This is a genomic window from Actinospineispora spinosispora DSM 44797 (genome assembly GCF_000429025.1).
Classification (GTDB): domain Bacteria; phylum Actinomycetota; class Actinomycetes; order Mycobacteriales; family Pseudonocardiaceae; genus Pseudonocardia; species Pseudonocardia spinosispora.
This window is the reverse complement of record NZ_AUBB01000010.1, coordinates 434,849-450,538: the sequence shown is the minus strand read 5'-3', so window position 1 is coordinate 450,538 and position 15,690 is coordinate 434,849. Positions and strand designations below refer to the sequence as shown.

The window sequence follows — 15,690 nt, the reverse complement described above, 5'->3', positions numbered from 1 at the left end:
TGTCCCGGGCCGCGGCGGCGCCCGTCAGGAGGGAGGGGTCACCGCGTCGCCGAGCCAGTGGCAGGCCAGCAGTGCCAGGTCCAGCTCGAGGCCGGTGGACTCGATGCTGTGGCCGAGGAGCCGTTCCGCCGAGCGGATGCGGTACTGGATCGTGTTCTTGTGGCAGTTCATCAACCGGGCGGTCGCGGTCGCGCTGCGGTTCGCCGCCGAGTACGTCCGCAGGGTTCGGCGCAGCTCCTCCGTGCGCCGGCCGGACGAGGCCAGCTCTCCGAGCGTCTCGGCCACCCAGGTACGGGCCCGGGGCAGGTCGGCGCTGAGAAAGGCCAGGCTGGAGACCTCCCGGTAGGGAAAGACAGCTCCCACGTCGGGGCCGGCGGCGAGCCCGATCTCGTGCGCCGCGCTCGCCTGCCGGTGTGACGCGACGAAACCGTCGAGCCCTCGCGCGGGTTCGCCGAGCGCGACCCGGACCCCGTCCTCCAACGCGGACGTGACGTCCACCCGTTCCTGGCCGGCGAGTGGCAACCACACCCACAGCGTCGTGTGGTCCCTGGCCACGACCAGCGGCCGGCCCCGGCAGTCCGCCCGACGGGCGATCTCCGCGGCGACCCGCTTGATCCGGAGGAACTCGTCGCCCGTTCCCTGTCTGCCGGCGAACCAGACGATCACCGCGAGGTGCGAGTGCCCCAAGCGGTAACCGAGACCTGCCTCGGCCTCGGCGACGTCGGTGACGGCACCGGTGAGCAGCGCCGTGATCGGGCCGATGCGCGCCGACTCCTCCTGGCTGCGCCACCGTTCCCGCTCGTCCTCGTAGATCACCGACAGCCGGCGGCACACCTGGTCGATGTAGGTATGGACCAGGCTGCTGACCTCGACCGTGTGCGCCAGGTACTCGTCGACATCGGTGGTGAGCCCCGCGAGCTCACGCATGCACAGCCGCACCCAGAACCACTCGGCCAGGTGGTAGGCGCGGACCAGCTCGTAGAACGGCACGTCGTGCTGGGCGATCCTGCGCGCCAGCGCAACCCCGCCGAGCGGCGGCTCCACCAGTTCCACGTCGTCCGGGTGCGCCATGACCTGCATGACCAGCTCGATGTTGGCCCGCACCGAGGAACGCACCCACTCCCGTTCCACCTCGTCGCCGCCGAGACCGTCGATCCGGTCACCGACCAGCTCGGTCAGTGAGTCGACGGCGTGGGTGGAGCACGCCGCCAGCCGGGCGGCGAGCGCCGCGCCCAACGCGTTGTCGGTCCGCACTCGGGCAGAATCGCGGATTTGGTCGAACCGCACAAGTCTCGCCGAGAACGCTGTCCAGCCGACCGGATGCCCCTGTCGCGTTCACCAGCTGCAATAGCCGGAGACGCACCACGCCCACGTTGTTCCGGGTGGCGAAATACGGCTGAACCGCACGTGTCCGGCCGCACAGAGAGGAAATGGCATCGTGGCCACACTGGACAGGAAGCCGACCAACGTCACCTGGTCCTCGGGTGGCTCGGGTTCGATCGACACCATCGTCATCGGTGGCGGCCACAACGGGCTCACCTGCGCCGCCTACCTGGCCCGGGCCGGTAAGCGCGTCGTCGTACTGGAGGCTCTGCCGACGGTGGGCGGCTACTGCACGAGCGAGGCGACGGTCGCCGAGGCGCCCGGCTTCCTGATGAACACCGGCGGCATCGACCACATCTTCACCAACATCGCCCCCTCGGTCGTCGACGATCTGCGGCTGGCGCGCTACGGCCTGCGCTACGTCGACATCGACCCGCTGGCGAGCTACCTCGGCCCCGACGGTGCGTGTCTACCGCTGTGGCGCGACCTCGACCGCGCCTGCACCGAGATCGCCCGGTTCTCCCCCAAGGACGCGCGACGGTACCGGGAGTTCTCCACCGCGCTCGCGGACGCGATCCACGTACTGACCCCCTACATGCTCGGCCACCCGACGCGGGTACGGCCGAGCGATGTGGCCCGGGTCCTCGGTCGCGCCGCGAAACACCGGCGCAGCCTCGGCACGGCCCTGCGCATCCTGATGTCCTCGACGACCGCGGTCCTCGACGAGTGGTTCGAACGCGAGGAGGTCCGCTCCGCGCTGGGCGCGTACACCTCGTTCACCCTCACACCGATCGACGCGCCCGGCGTCGGGCTCACCCTCGTGCCGATCATGCACCGCTGGGGACTGCGCAGGCCGGTCGGCGGCAGCGGTGCGTTCACCAGCGCGCTCGCCGACTGCATCCGGTCCCACGGCGGTGAGGTGCGGACCGGTGCACCGGTCCGGGAGATCGTCGTCGGTCACGGCCGCGCACAGGCGGTCGTGCTCGAGTCGGGCGAGACCCTGCATGCCGAGCACATCGTGGGCGCGCTCGACCCGGCCACGCTGCTGACGAAGCTGCTCGACCCGGCCCTGCTGCCCTCGAAGGTCCAGGGTGAGCTGCGCGGCATGCAGGTCGGCGAGCACAACCTGAGCTGCTTCAAGGCGGACATCGCGCTACGCGGCCGCCCGCGCTTCCCGAACCACGGCGGGGGTGACGAGGCGGTGGTCGCACAGGCCATGCTCGCCACGTTCAGCGACGTCAAGCTCGCCACCCACCAGGCGATGGCCGGTGAGCTACCGGACAACCCGCCGGTCACGCTGTGGACTCCCACGGTGTTCGACCGCGGCCTGCTGCCACCAGGGAGCACCGGGGACTCGCTCTACCTCTACCCCATCGCCACGCCGAGAAAGCTGTCCGGCGGCCGGGACTGGAAGGTGGAGAAGCAGCGCTACCTCGACCGCTGCCTCGACGTCGTGGAGCAGTATGCCCCGGGGACGAAGGACCTGGTCATCGGCGCCAACATCCGGGGCCCCGAGGACTTCGGCTCGCACAACGGCCACATCTACCACGTCGACATGCTGCCCTGGCAGTTCGGCCCGTGGCGCCCGACGCCGTCGCTCTCCGGCTACCGGACGCCGATCGAGGGCCTGTGGCACACCGCCGCCGGCGCCCATCCGGTCGGCGGCCTGGCCGGATGGAGCGGCCGCACCACCGCGCGAACCCTCCTGGGAAAACCAGCCATGATCACCACAGCCTGAGGGCTGTTTTTCGGCGACGAAACAGCCCTCAGACGGTGATGATCATGAACGGATCAGGAGTAGAAGGTCGCGAACGACTCGACCGGTTCGCGAGTGGTGTGGTGGGCGCTGACCGGGTGCAGCTCGTCGGCGTAGCCGAGAGCCACGCCGCAGACGATCACGTGTGTGTCCGGGATCGTCAGGTGACGGCGCAGCACCTGGTGGAAGTCGATCAGCGAGGCCTGGGGACAGGTGTGCAGGCCGTCGCCGCGCGCGGCGAGCATCAGTGCCTGCAGGAACAGTCCGGCATCCACCAACGCGCCCTGCAGGGGGTCGGAGCTGACCGTGAGGATGATCGCCACCGGCGCACCGAAGAAGTCGTAGTTGCGCCGGTGCTGGCGGCGCCGCCCCTCGGTGTCCTCCGCCGCGAGCCCGAGTGCGCCCTGGTAGAGGCTCTCCCCGAACCGGCGCCGGCGTGAACGGAACGGCTCCGGCCACCCGTCGGGGCGCGGCTGATAGTCGAACTCTCCCGGCTCGTCACCGCGTCTGATCTCGTGCGCGCACAGCAGCTCCTCGGTCAGCGTCCGCTTCGCGGCACCGGTCAGCACATGCACCTGCCACGGCTGGGAGTTGGAGTTGCTCGCCGACCGGGCCGCCAGCTCCAGAAGCCGCTCGACCTGCTCACGAGAGACCGGCCTCGACAGGAAGGCGCGGCAGCTGTGCCTCGTGAGCAAGGCCTCCTCGATCGTCGCCACGGGTTGCATGACGTTCCCCGCCGCCGGGCTCGTCAGACCGTCGCCGGCGTGATGTCGTAGGAGATCCGGCCGGCCGGCAGGTAGAACAGGGCGATCAGTGCACCGCCCTTGACCTCCGGGTAGTGATGGCTGCCCGGCCCCGGCGCGGTCCAGCCGGGGCCGCTCCAGCCGCGCGGCCCCATCAGCTTGGCCTCGGCATCCAACGGCACGACGAGGTTGAGCTCGCCGTAGGGATGCTGGTGGTACTGCCCGCGATACGGCGTGACGCTGTCCATGTAGACGGCCGTCACGCTGAAGTAGTTCAGTACCTCGCTGGGCTCGGCGATCCGGCTGCGCCGGTACCTGCCGCCGTCGACCTCGATGTTCGCCGCCCAGCCGTCCCGGACGCCCTCGGTGATCATGCGCGCGAGATCGTCGTACACCGGGCTTCCCGGCCCGTGGGTGGAGTTCAGCCAGTCCTCGAGCTCACCGCCGGCCGTCCGGTTCTTCACCTCGTCGAGGAACGGAATGCTGCGGTCGATCAGTTCCCGTGCGGTTGTCATGGCCACTCCCCTGTCGTCCGGTGCGATCCACGCTACGACGAAGTTTCGTTACAATCAAGTACTGTAACGAAACATCTCCTACCGGGCTGGATACGATGCCCGGACAGACAGCGTCGAGAAGGTGGTCATGACCCGAGCAGGTGCAGCGACCGACGAGCCCCTGGACGGCGGAGGCGCCAAGCCCCGTCCCGGCGGCCGGCCGCGCGACGGCGCGCTCGACGAAGCGATCATCCTGGCCACCCGTGATCGGCTCGTCCGGGACGGCTACTCGCGCATGACCCTCGGCGACATCGCGGCGGACGCCAAGGTCAGCAGACCCACGCTCTACCGGCGGTGGAGCACGAAGTTCGAGCTGGTCGTCGACGCGCTGGACTACGGGTTCCGCCAGCAGCACACGATGTACACCCTGGACCTGAGCCGACTGGAGCCACGAGAAGCCCTCGTCGAAGCCGTCCGCCGGCTGAATCCGGCGTATTACAACCCGCACGCGATGGTCCTGATGGGCAACTTCGCCGGTGAGGCGATCCGTACTCCGGAACTGCTGGAGATTCTGCGCCGGCACGCGGTCGAACCGCGCGTCGCGCTGGTCGAGAACGTTCTGGCGCAGCTGCAGGAACGCGGGTGTGTGCACGACCGAGTCGACCGTCACACCGTCGCCACCCTGTGTTTCGGCAGCTACTTCGCCGCGTTCTACCGGGGTGAGAGCACGGACGATCTCCCCGAATCCGTTGTCGCCACGCTATGGCCGGCACTGGCCACCGAAACCCGCTGACCGAACACGCCGAGTAATCCCCCGAGGTAAGTGGGGCGAATGCGGGCCCGGTGAATCGCCGTTTTCGAGGTCAGGTAATACTCACGCTAGTAGCTGTGGGATCAACATTGTTTCCGGTCGTTGGTCTCCGCCCTCGACCCGCCGGCCCCGCCGGTGTCGAGGTGAGAACAGCACCGTGTTCGCTCGTAGGAGGCGCTCCTCATGGAATCAGCGGTCAGCTCATCCGTCGCGGAGATTCCCGCTTCGGGAATGGCTGAGCTTCACATCGAATCGCGTTGGACCATCGAGTCCGACGCCGTCGACCAGGTGCTCGCGGAAGAGTACGGCGCGGACGTTGCCGGCGCCGACCTCACACCGCCGAAGGACCCGGCCGGCCTGCGCGCCAAGCTGCGCGCCGGCGCACCGCAGCTCGCCGCCGTCACCGACGAGATGCGTCGGCTGTTCAACGCCGGCGCATGCGGCGTGATGATCCCGAGCCTCGGCCTCGTCCACCTGAGCCAGGACCGGCGTCGCAAGTCGGTGTTCGCCCTCTCGGCCCTGCTGGGCAACCCCACCGAGACCGAGCCGGACAACCACCGGGTCGTCTGGGACGTCACCCCCGCTCCGCAGGAGGAGCGTCAGTTCTCGAAGTTCTCCCAGGCCCCCGACGAGGCGGTGTACCACACCGACTCGACGATCGTGCCGATCCCGGAGCGCTTCTTTTTGCTCTACGCGATGACCCAGGCCTCCTGCGGCGGCGGGCTCAGCACGCTGCGCGACGGACGGCACGTCATCGAGGTCCTCGAGCAGAGCGAAGAGGGCCGCCGCGCGGTCAAGACCCTGCGCGAGACCCCGCTGCCGATCCGGATCCCCAAGGCCTTCCGCCGCAAGTACGGCTCGACCGCCTCGGACGGGTACAGCTACGTGCCGGTCTTCGCGGAGAAGCCGATGTGGCGCTGGCGCAAGGACAAGATCGAGCAGGGCCTGGTCAAGCACCCGGAGAGCGAGACACCCGAGGTCCGCTTCGCGCTCGACACGGTGGCCGCCCAGCTGGCCGACACCAGCAACGAGATGCGCCAGCCGCTGCCGACCGACGGCATCGTGATCATCGACAACCACGTCGCGTTCCACGGCCGTACCGCGTTCACCGACACGAACCGGCACCTGCTGCGCATCCGGTTCCACGACATCGACGAGAGCTACGAGCAGAGCTGGGTCTGAGTACCCGTTCTCCCTTCGCGCCGGTGCCGGTCATCTGACCGGCACCGGCGCGTTGCTGTTCGCCAACGGTTCCACGAAAGGAAACCCGACCGGTGCATATCGTGCGCGGCCGCGCGGAGGGCCACCCCAGCAAGAGACGTTCCAAGACGTTCACCGGAACGGTGTGGGCCGACCCGGTGATGCGTCAGACGGCTGATGGCAACACCATCAGCTCGGTCACCTACACCCCCGGAGCCCGGACCTACTGGCACCACCACACCGGCGGCCAGATCATCGTGGTCACCGCGGGCCTGGGCTGGATCTGCTCCGAGGGTTCGCCGCCGGAGACGATCAGGGCCGGCGACACGGTCTGGATTCCGGCGAACGAACGCCACTGGCACGGTGGCACCACCAGCACCGTCTCGACGCAGCTCGGCATCTCGATCGGCCCCACCATCTGGCAGGAAGAGGTGGCCGAGGAGGACTACCTCAGGGCGCTGGCCACGGCGGAGTCAGCACAGCTCTGAGCGACGCCTGTGCGATCGCGAACGAATCCGCTCGTTCCCGGCCCGCCGGGAAACTACCGGTGGCAAGTTCTCCTCTCGACGCCGACGAGAGGAGAACCCCATGCTGGTCCGTTCCGAGGCCGAGGCCGCCTGGCGGCTGCAGACCGCCATCGGCCTGGCCAACCGAGGCGCGATCCGGGACGGCGTGTTCGTCCCCAGCCGCGACGGCATGCCCGGTGACCTGGAACATCTCGCGGAGTGCCTGATGGCCGCGAGGCAGGTGCTCATCAGCGAGGCGATTCCCTGGCCGTGGCTCTACACGAGCGTCGGCCTGGCGCACGCGCGTGCCGGCCGCGCCCGCGACGCGCTGGAGTGCTGGCGTCACGCCGAACCCATGCTGGCCACGATCTCCGGCCGCCGCCTCGACGTGGAGCACCCTGACCTCTCCCTGGACCGCCTGCCCCCGAGCCCGTCGATCCGCGACCTGGCGCGCAGGGTCTCGTTCGCCCGCCGCCGAGGTCACTAGTCCCGGGCACCCCGGATACGCGCGCCTCGCAGGTAACCGACGACACCGAGCACGAGCAGCGCGGCCAGTGTGCCGAGGGTCAGCGCCTCGAACTGCGTCCGGCTGACGCCCCACTGGGCCCGGAAGTCGTAGTCGAGACCGAAGAGCGCTTCGAGGGAGCCGGGGAACACCGTCACCCACGAACCGAGCAGCACCCAGGCGAAGCTCAGGGCGCCGAGTACGGCGAAGCCGCCGTCGGTCACCGGCACCCGGAACGGACGCTCGACGTCCGGGTAGCGCCACCGCAGCCGGACGGCGGCGGGGATCACCAGCAGGTAGCTCAGCAGGAACGTCGAGATGGAGATGCTCAGCACGACGGCGAACACCGCCACGTTGTCCCCGCTCATCTGCATCGCCACCAGCAGGAACGTCGTCGACACCACGCCGGACAGCAGGTTGACCCGCACGGGTGTGCCGAGCCGGGGGTGGAACCGGCCGAAGAAACCGCCGAAGAACGCTCCGTCCGCCGCCGCGATCGCCTGCACCCGGTCGGAGATGATCATCCATGATGCGCCCTGGCTCATGAGGATGAAGACGAATCCCACGGCGGTGATCGTCAACAGCGTCTGCGCGGCGGCTCCGTAGACCGAGTAGACCAGCCGGACCGCCTCGAGCAGACCGCCGATTCCGGTGATCTTGTCCTTATCCACCACCAGGAGGATCGCCAGGATCGGCAACAGGTAGCAGAACACCGCCGTGATCGAGGATCGCGCGATCGACACCGGAACATCGCGGGTCGGGTCGCGCATCTCCCCCGCCGCGCTGTTGGACGACTCGAACCCGAGATAGGCGAACAACAGGATCGGCGCCGAGCCGAACAGGCCGAGCAGAGTCGGGCTGAAATCACCCGCCGACAGCCCGATGACGCCGTGCTGGACCGCATAGACGATCGTGGTCACCACGAACAGCCCGAGCACGACGAGCTTGAGGATCGCCCCGACCGTGGGCAGCCATTTGCCGCGTTTCAGGCTGACGATCGCGGCCACCACGGTGACCCAGATGAACACCAGCTTGAACACGTAGTCCGCCGGTGAGCCGTTGCGGAGTGGCACCAGGTAGGTGTTCACGGTCTCGGCCGCGAGCAGGGCGATGGACCCGCCCACCCATACCGGCTGGGTCACCCAGGTGAGCAGCGCCGCGATGGCCCCGGCGCCGCGGCCGAACGCGTCACGCACCCAGGTGTACGCCCCGCCCTCCTCCCGGAACGCCGCGCCCACCTCGGCGAAGATGAGCGCATACGGGATCAGGAACACGATGGCCAGGACGAGTGCCCAGGTCAGCGCCTGCGCACCGAACAGGGACACCTGCCCGAGTGTCTCCAGGCCGACCACCGCGGCGATGATGAGGAACAACAGGTCGAAGCGCCCCAGTACCTTCTTCAGGTGCCGCTGCTGCTCGTGCGCCAGTTCGGTCGGGGCCCTACTGTCCATTCGCGGCTACCTCCCTCGTCCGGTCTCGCCCGATTCTTTCCCAGACGGCCGATGGTTCGCCTCGCCTCGTCGAGCGGCGGACGGTGAACCAGCCGTTAGGGTGGTGTCGTATTTTCGCCAGCCAGGGCGACGGGCAGTGACGATGCTGGAGCCATGCACGAAGACGTAGAGCGTTGTGTCCGGGCCGTCCAGTCGAAGGACGCCCGGTTCGACGGCTGGTTCTTCACCGCCGTGCTGACCACGCGCATCTACTGCCGGCCGAGCTGCCCCGTGGTGCCGCCCAAGCCGGAGAACATGAGTTTCTACCCGAGCGCCGCCGCCGCGCAGCAGGCCGGTTTCCGGGCCTGCAAGCGGTGCCGCCCCGACGCCAGCCCCGGTTCCCCGCTGTGGAACGAGCGCGCGGACGTGGTCGCCAGGGCCATGCGACTGATCGCCGACGGGGTCGCCGACCGCGAAGGAGTGTCCGGGTTGGCCTCGCGCCTGGGCTACAGCGTCCGGCAGCTGCAGCGTCAGCTGCTCGCCGAGCTCGGCGCGGGCCCGTTGGCACTGGCCAGGGCACAGCGGGCGCAGACCGCCCGGGTGTTGATCGAGACCAGCACGGTGCCCATGGGTGACGTCGCGTTCGCCGCCGGGTTCGCCAGTGTGCGCTCGTTCAACGAGACCGTCCGGGAGGTCTTCCACCGTACGCCGACCGAGCTGCGGACCCGTGCGGCACGCGGGCAGCCGACGACCGGGCCGGGCACCCTCGCGTTGCGTCTGCCGTTCCGGCAGCCGTTCTGCCCGGACAACCTGTTCGGGCACCTGGTCGCCACCGCCGTGCCCGGCGTCGAGGAGTGGCGTGACGGCGCGTACCGGCGCACGATGCGTCTGCCCCGCGGCCACGGCATCGTGGCGTTGCGCCCGCTGCCGGACTACGTCGACTGCCGGCTCACCCTCACCGACCTGCGTGACCTGTCCACGGCGATCAGCCGGTGCCGCTGGATGCTCGACCTGGACGCCGACCCGATCGCGGTGGACGAGCTCCTGCGCGCCGATCAGGTGCTCGCGCCGGTGGTCGACAAGAACCCGGGCCGCCGGGTGCCCCGGACCGTCGACCCCGCCGAGTTCGCGGTGCGCGCGGTCCTCGGCCAGCAGGTCTCCACGTCGGCGGCACGCACGCTGGCCGCCCGGTTGGTGGTCGCGCACGGCGAGCCGGTCGACGACCCCGACGGCGGCCTCACGCACCTGTTCCCCGACCCGGCCATGCTCGCGTCGCTGGACCCGGAACAGCTGGCCATGCCGCGGTCCCGACGCAGGACGCTGATCTCGCTGGTCGAGGCACTGGCCGGCGGTGAGATCGACCTGAGCGTCGGCAGCGACTGGCGGCAGGCCCGCGCCGCGCTCGCCACCCTGCCCGGCTTCGGCCCGTGGACGATCGAGTCGATCGCCATGCGCTCGCTGGGCGACCCGGACGCGTTCATCCCCAGCGACCTGGGCATTCGCCGAGCCGCGGAAGCACTCGGCCTGCCCACCAGCCCGTCCGCGCTGACCGCGCGGTCCACCGAGTGGAGCCCCTGGCGTGCCTACGCGGTGCAGTACCTGTGGTCGACCGGTGACCATCCGATCAACCTGCTCCCCGCCTGACCACATTCTTTTCATGATCGAGTGGAGCCATCGGCGGCCGGCGTGCGTCACAACAGGTGAGACCGCGTCAGCCCACTACCCCGAGGAGACATCGTGCGTGTGCACACCGTGATCGACAGCCCGATCGGGCCGCTCACCCTCGTCGCCGAGGACGGCGCGCTCGCCGGCCTCTACATGGACAACCAGCGCCATCTGCCGGCGGTCGAGACGTTCGGCGAGCCCGACCCCGAGCCGCTGCGGACGACCGTCACCCAGCTCGACGAGTACTTCGCCGGCGAGAGAACCGACTTCGACATGCCGTTGGCGCTGGGCGGCACGCCGTTCCAGCGTTCGGTGTGGACTGCGCTCCGCGAGATTCCCTACGGCGAGACGGTGACCTACCGGCAGCTCGCCGAGCAGATCGGGCGCCCCACCGCGATCAGAGCGGTCGGGCTGGCCAACGGTAAGAACCCGATCAGCATCATCGTGCCGTGCCATCGGGTGATCGGCTCGAACGGCGACCTCACCGGCTACGGCGGCGGGGTGCACCGCAAACGGCACCTGCTCGACTACGAGCAGGGTCTGGACCTGTTCAGCGCCGCGGCCGGCCCTCGGCCGATGCCGGAACTGCCCGGGCAGCTCCAGGACCTAAATATATAGACTGGTCTACCCTGTTCTGGTGGGCGTCAAGGGGCAAGAGACACGAGACCGGTTCATCGACAACGCGATCGAACTCGTCGAGGCCGGTGGCTACTTCGGTACCGGTCTCAACCAGGTGATCGCCGCCAGCGGCGTGCCGCGCGGTTCGCTCTACTTCCATTTTCCCGGGGGTAAGGACCAGCTGATCAGCGAGGCGGTCACGCGCGCGGGGCAGGACGTCGCCCTGCTGATCAACGAGGTCGAGGGCGCGAACACCGCGGAGCTCGTGGTCGGCCTGCTCCAGGCTCTCGGTGCGCGCCTCGAGGACTCGCGGTGGCGCAAGGGCTGCCCGGTCGCTACCGTCGCGCTGGAGACGTCGGCGAGCAACGACGAGCTGCAACGCGCCTGCTCCTCGGTCTACGCGGCGTGGGAAGCGGGGCTCGTGGCACGGTTGGAGGCGGAGGGCCATCCCGACGCGGCAGGGGCAGCGACCACCACATTGGCGCTCATCGAGGGTGCGCTGCTCCTGGCACGCACGAACCGCAGCCAGGAGCCGCTGCACCGGGTGGCACGGTCGATCACCGCATTGCTGACCTGATCGAGGTCCTGGTTACCGCCGGCGGGCCGGTACGAAACGGCGAGGAAATACGTACGAAACCTGCGTAGGAGACCCTCGCGCCTGAGGTGATCACATATGGCAGGCGCGTCCGACCGTCCGATCGGCATGACCGGTGCGCGCTTCGGCCGGGTAGAGCGCCGCACCCGACCGGCGGAGCCCGTCGTCGAGGACGCGGCGGAGCCGGTCGAGGTGGCGTCCACGGTCGCCGTGCCCGTCGGGATGACCGGCGCCCGGTTCGCCCGCCCGCCACGTCGGCGACGCGGCTCCCGACTGCCGGCCCCGGAACCGGCTCCCGCCGTGGCTCCACCCCGACCTCCGGTCACCGAAGCCGACCGTCGGCCGACCTGGATCGCCGCTGAACCGGAGCACGACGACCTCCCGGAGAGCGACTGGACCGTCCGCGTCAGGCCGTATGTGCTGACCGGTGGCCGGACCCGGTCCCAGCTCCCACTCGAGGCGCTGATCACGTCGACACCCGGCATGCCGTTCACGCACCTCGGCGGCGAGCACCGGGCGGTGGTCCGGCTGTGCCAGGTGTCGCAGTCGGTCGCCGAGGTGGCGGCCCGGCTGGGAGTGCCTCTCGGTGTGGCCAGGGTGCTGGTCGACGACCTGGCCGCGAGCCGCGCCGTCACCGTGCACCAACGCTCCGGCGACTCGGCCCACCGGCCCGATCTGGCCCTTCTGGAGCGAGTGCTCGCCGGCCTGCACCGGCTGTAGCGCGGCCACCTCCTGACTCGACTTCGCAGAGCGTCACGTTCCGTCGCAGACACTGCAGCGTCTGCGACGCGACATGAAGCTCTGCGAGGTCACTCGGGCGGCTTCTGGTCAGCGACCGGGAGGCGGGGGCGTCGATCGAACCCGATCAAGCCAGCCACCCGGTCGAGGGCGGCCCTCGGCGGGGCCGCCGGTGTCCAGTCGCGGTCGTCCGGCCAGCGGGTGGCGTCGATCCCGAGCCGCGTGCCCAGACCCTCACGTTCCAGCGGTTCGGCGCGGTCCGCCGCCGAGTACGGCACGACCATCAGGTCGCGGTCGGGCCGTACGCGCAGCTGGATCGCCCTGTCCACCTCCGCCGCATCGTCGAGCGGTACGTCCTCGTCCAGCACCACGATGTTCTTGATCAACGAGACCTCACCCCAGATCGCGTGCATGACCTGGCGAGCCAGCCCTCGACGGTGTGGACCGAGCGCGACCCGGGCGGCGAGCCGTCCCGCGCCCTCGTCCGTGACCCGGATCGCGCGGACCGCCGGGATCCGCCTGCGCAGCTGCCTGGTCAGACCGGCCTCGATGGCGACGGCCCCGAGAAGCACGTGTTCGGTGTGCAGCCCGGGCTCGACGACCTGGAGGAAGGCGTCCTCGCGGCGCAGCAGGCGCGTCGCGGTGAACACCGGACCCGAGCCGTACCGCTCGTACATCCCGTGGAACTCCGAGACCGGGCCCTCCTCCACCAGCTCGCTCGGCTCCAGGGTGCCGACCAGCACGATCTCGCTCTCCACCGGCACCTTCGGCCCGCCGGCGGACAGCTCGACGACGTCGATCGGGCGGCGCGCCAGCCCACCCGCGTAGGCCATCTCGTCATCACCCTGGGCCAGGTAGAGACACGCGGCCAGCAGCACAGCCGGTTCGACGCCGAGGCAGACCGCGAGCTCCAGCGGCTCCCCGCGTTCCTGGGCCTGGCGCGCGAAAGCGGCCAGGTGGTGGTTGGGCGCGATGCCGACCATGGCCCGGGCGCCGCGGAGCGGTTTGAGCCGGGCGATCGAGAGGTTGCCCCGCCCGGTGGCCGGCTCCCGCGCCACGATCACACCAGCGGTCAGGTACGGGCCGGTCTCGTGCTCGAAGAACCAGGGCACCGGTAGCTCCGCCGTGAGGTCTGGGTCCGGCACCTGCACCGCCTGCCAGGGAGCGTCACTGTTCGGTCGTGGGTCGTGCCGCGCACCGAGAGCGGCCAGGAAAGACTCGTGGAGGTCGTTCCCGGCCAGTCCGAGCGACCGCGCGATCCGTCGCCTCGACCCGTAGATGTTGCCCACCACCGGCATGCGGCTGTCCGCGACGTTCGTCATCCGGACGGCGGGACCGGTTCCGCCGAGGCCGGGGTCGAGGAGGCTCAGCGCCGCCGAGATCTCGTGGCGGACATCGAGTCGAGCAGTGATCTCGCGTAGCTCGCCTGCTGAGGCGAGCTCGTCGAGGAAGACGCGCAGTGTCGGCGCGATGTCCGGATTCACCTCGACATTCTCACGTCGGTGGGCACCGCCGACGAATCACGTTCCCGCACAGTGGGGACGTCGGCCACACGCGCGACGCCGCGGCGCGAGACTGGCGCGAACAACCCACGACGCGAGGAGCCAGCGGATGTCTGTGATCGGTTTCGTCGGTATCGGGCGGATGGGTACGCCCATGTGCGCCAACCTGGTGCGTGCCGGACATCGGGTGATCGCGTCCGACGTGCGCCCCGAGTGCCGGGAGGTGGCCTCCGCTCTCGGTGCGGAGTGGGCGCCGACGTCCGCCGGAGCGGCATCCGGCGCGGAGGTACTCATCACGATGCTGCCCGGCCCGGGTGAGGTCCGGCAGGCGATGATCGACGACGGTGCGCTCGACGCGCTGCCGGGCGGGTCGACCTGGATCGACATGAGCAGCAACTCGGCGGCGGAGGCCGCGCCGGTCCAGGCGAACGCCGACGAACGGGGCATCCACACGCTCGAAGCGCCCGTCGGTGGTGGGATCGCCGCCGCCACCGAGGGCACCCTGCAGCTGTTCGTGGCGGGCGACGCGGAGCTGGTCGAGCGGCACCGCCCGCTGCTCGACGTGCTCGGTGAGCCTGCGCACGTGCTCCACATCGGAGTCCGAGGCTCGGGATACACCGCGAAGCTGCTGGTCAACCTGCTGTGGTTCGGCCAGGCCATCGCGGTCACCGAAGCGCTACTGCTCGCCAGGAGCACCGGCATCGATCTCGAGGTCCTCCACGAAGCGCTCACCAGCAGTGCCGCCGCCAGCACGTTCATCCGCCGCGACCTGTCCTCGCTGCTCGACGGGGACTATCTGGAGTCCTTCGGACTCGACCGGATCTGCGAGGAGCTGGCCGCGCTGACCCCGCTGGCCGCCGAACAGAACGTGCCGTTCGAGCTCTCCGGCCTCGTCGAACGCATCCACCTACGGGCACTCGACCGGTTCGGTCCGCGCGACGGCGAGCTGCTCGCCGCGGCGCTGCTCGAGGAGCAGGCGGGCCTGCGCGTGCGTCGCGGCTGATCAGGCCAAGGCGGGGTTGCCGGCGCGGTCGGCGATCACGTGGTCGTACTCCTCGACGAGCTGCCGCTCGGAGTCCTCAAGGTAGGCGCTGAGCAACTGTTCCGCGAGCGCTCCGTCGCCGTCGGACAGCGCCGCGAGAATCTCCCGGTTGCGCTCCAGGTACGGCTCATGGAACTGCCGCGCGCTCTTCATCACGTGGAAGACCAGCCGCAGCTCGGCCAGCACGCTGCGCATCAGCTCGTCGATCCGGGGGCTGCCCGCGAGCGCGGTGATGGCTTCGTGGAACGCGATGTTCGCGGTGCCCAGCGCGCGCCACGACTCCGAATCGAGCGCGCGTCGGCCCTCGTCCACCGCGGCGGTGAGCCGACGCAGCTCGGCCGGTGGCGCGACGACGTCACGAACCACCGAGCACTCCAGGTGCTTGCGCACCCGGTAGAGGTCTTCGAGGTCGGCGACGTCCGGCACCCGGACGTACACCCCCTGGTTGAGCTTGTGCACGAGCAACCGCTCATGGGTCAGCAGCCGGAACCCCTCACGCAGGGTGTTGCGCGAGATGTCGAGCTGCTCGGTGATCTGCTTCTCGGACAACCTGTCGCCGGGCTCGAAATAGCCCTCGCTGATCCGGGCCCGCAGGATCACCGCGACCCGCTCCGCGGTGCTGGTCCTGCCGAGCATCGCGCGGTCGGCCGCCAACCCCTCAACGCTCACGACAGGCCGTCCTCCAGTCCGCACCACGTTGTTCGACAACGAGCCTAGCAGCCAGAAGTGAACGACAGCACGTAGCTATTGCCGGATCGTTCG

The 15,690-nt window shown here is 69.8% G+C and carries 16 protein-coding genes; 10 read left to right on the top strand and 6 right to left on the bottom strand.

Features of this window, described 5'->3' with window-relative positions; genetic code table 11:
- Nucleotides 1–24: 24 nt before the first annotated feature.
- A complete protein-coding gene (locus tag G406_RS0105925; protein ID WP_028933127.1) occupies nt 25–1,254 on the bottom strand; it encodes a PucR family transcriptional regulator in 1,230 nt (409 codons plus the stop codon).
- 184 nt (nt 1,255–1,438) lie between these two features.
- On the opposite strand from G406_RS0105925, the gene G406_RS0105920 reads away from it, so the two are divergent.
- Nucleotides 1,439–3,061, top strand: coding sequence for a phytoene desaturase family protein (locus tag G406_RS0105920; protein WP_028933126.1), 1,623 nt, complete (start codon nt 1,439–1,441; stop codon nt 3,059–3,061).
- Nucleotides 3,062–3,114: 53 nt separating this feature from the next.
- On the opposite strand, the gene G406_RS0105915 is transcribed toward G406_RS0105920, so the two are convergent.
- Both G406_RS0105915 and G406_RS0105910 read right to left on the bottom strand, forming a co-directional pair.
- Nucleotides 3,115–3,804 carry a nitroreductase gene (locus G406_RS0105915; RefSeq protein WP_037075177.1) on the bottom strand — a complete coding sequence of 230 codons (690 nt, stop codon included), beginning with the start codon at nt 3,802–3,804 and terminating at the stop codon, nt 3,115–3,117.
- A gap of 23 nt (nt 3,805–3,827) precedes the next feature.
- The gene (locus G406_RS0105910; RefSeq protein ID WP_028933124.1) at nt 3,828–4,337 is read right to left on the bottom strand and encodes a DUF4863 family protein; all 510 of its coding nucleotides are present in this window, start codon (nt 4,335–4,337) and stop codon (nt 3,828–3,830) included.
- Nucleotides 4,338–4,464: 127 nt separating this feature from the next.
- Here G406_RS0105910 and G406_RS58685 point away from each other — a divergent pair, with 127 nt between their 5' ends.
- The 4 genes from G406_RS58685 (at nt 4,465) to G406_RS0105890 (ending at nt 7,320) form a co-directional block, all read left to right on the top strand.
- Nucleotides 4,465–5,109 (top strand): TetR/AcrR family transcriptional regulator, encoded by a 645-nt coding sequence (locus G406_RS58685; RefSeq protein ID WP_051341709.1) that lies wholly within the window; start codon nt 4,465–4,467, stop codon nt 5,107–5,109.
- 249 nt (nt 5,110–5,358) lie between these two features.
- Nucleotides 5,359–6,309: a TauD/TfdA family dioxygenase gene (locus tag G406_RS0105900; RefSeq protein WP_028933122.1), complete on the top strand. Its 951-nt coding sequence runs from the start codon at nt 5,359–5,361 to the stop codon at nt 6,307–6,309.
- 92 nt (nt 6,310–6,401) lie between these two features.
- The gene (locus G406_RS0105895) at nt 6,402–6,815 is read left to right on the top strand and encodes a cupin domain-containing protein (protein WP_028933121.1); all 414 of its coding nucleotides are present in this window, start codon (nt 6,402–6,404) and stop codon (nt 6,813–6,815) included.
- Nucleotides 6,816–6,915: 100 nt separating this feature from the next.
- Nucleotides 6,916–7,320: a hypothetical protein gene (locus G406_RS0105890; protein ID WP_028933120.1), complete on the top strand. Its 405-nt coding sequence runs from the start codon at nt 6,916–6,918 to the stop codon at nt 7,318–7,320.
- Here G406_RS0105890 and G406_RS0105885 read toward each other — a convergent pair.
- Complete coding sequence (locus G406_RS0105885; protein ID WP_028933119.1) at nt 7,317–8,789, bottom strand: APC family permease; 1,473 nt, start codon at nt 8,787–8,789, stop codon at nt 7,317–7,319. The two genes, G406_RS0105890 and G406_RS0105885, sit on opposite strands and share 4 nt — an antisense overlap.
- Before the next feature lie 153 nt (nt 8,790–8,942).
- Between G406_RS0105885 and G406_RS0105880 the strand changes: the two genes are divergently transcribed.
- From G406_RS0105880 to G406_RS0105865, 4 genes are all read left to right on the top strand, one after another.
- The gene (locus tag G406_RS0105880) at nt 8,943–10,412 is read left to right on the top strand and encodes a DNA-3-methyladenine glycosylase 2 family protein (RefSeq protein WP_028933118.1); all 1,470 of its coding nucleotides are present in this window, start codon (nt 8,943–8,945) and stop codon (nt 10,410–10,412) included.
- Nucleotides 10,413–10,505: 93 nt separating this feature from the next.
- The gene (locus tag G406_RS44845) at nt 10,506–11,051 is read left to right on the top strand and encodes a methylated-DNA--[protein]-cysteine S-methyltransferase (protein WP_064742849.1); all 546 of its coding nucleotides are present in this window, start codon (nt 10,506–10,508) and stop codon (nt 11,049–11,051) included.
- A 19-nt stretch (nt 11,052–11,070) separates the two neighbouring features.
- Nucleotides 11,071–11,628 carry a TetR/AcrR family transcriptional regulator gene (locus tag G406_RS0105870; protein WP_028933117.1) on the top strand — a complete coding sequence of 186 codons (558 nt, stop codon included), beginning with the start codon at nt 11,071–11,073 and terminating at the stop codon, nt 11,626–11,628.
- A gap of 96 nt (nt 11,629–11,724) precedes the next feature.
- A complete protein-coding gene (locus tag G406_RS0105865; protein ID WP_051341687.1) occupies nt 11,725–12,366 on the top strand; it encodes a DUF742 domain-containing protein in 642 nt (213 codons plus the stop codon).
- Between the two features lie 89 nt (nt 12,367–12,455).
- Here the strand turns inward: G406_RS0105865 and G406_RS44840 are convergent, their stop codons facing one another.
- Entirely contained in the window at nt 12,456–13,868 is a 1,413-nt protein-coding gene (locus G406_RS44840) for a UbiD family decarboxylase (RefSeq protein WP_051341686.1), read from the bottom strand.
- A gap of 127 nt (nt 13,869–13,995) precedes the next feature.
- On the opposite strand from G406_RS44840, the gene G406_RS0105855 reads away from it, so the two are divergent.
- Nucleotides 13,996–14,889 carry an NAD(P)-dependent oxidoreductase gene (locus G406_RS0105855; protein ID WP_028933115.1) on the top strand — a complete coding sequence of 298 codons (894 nt, stop codon included), beginning with the start codon at nt 13,996–13,998 and terminating at the stop codon, nt 14,887–14,889.
- Here G406_RS0105855 and G406_RS0105850 read toward each other — a convergent pair whose 3' ends face one another.
- A complete protein-coding gene (locus G406_RS0105850; RefSeq protein ID WP_084215803.1) occupies nt 14,890–15,564 on the bottom strand; it encodes a GntR family transcriptional regulator in 675 nt (224 codons plus the stop codon).
- Nucleotides 15,565–15,690: the final 126 nt, after the last annotated feature.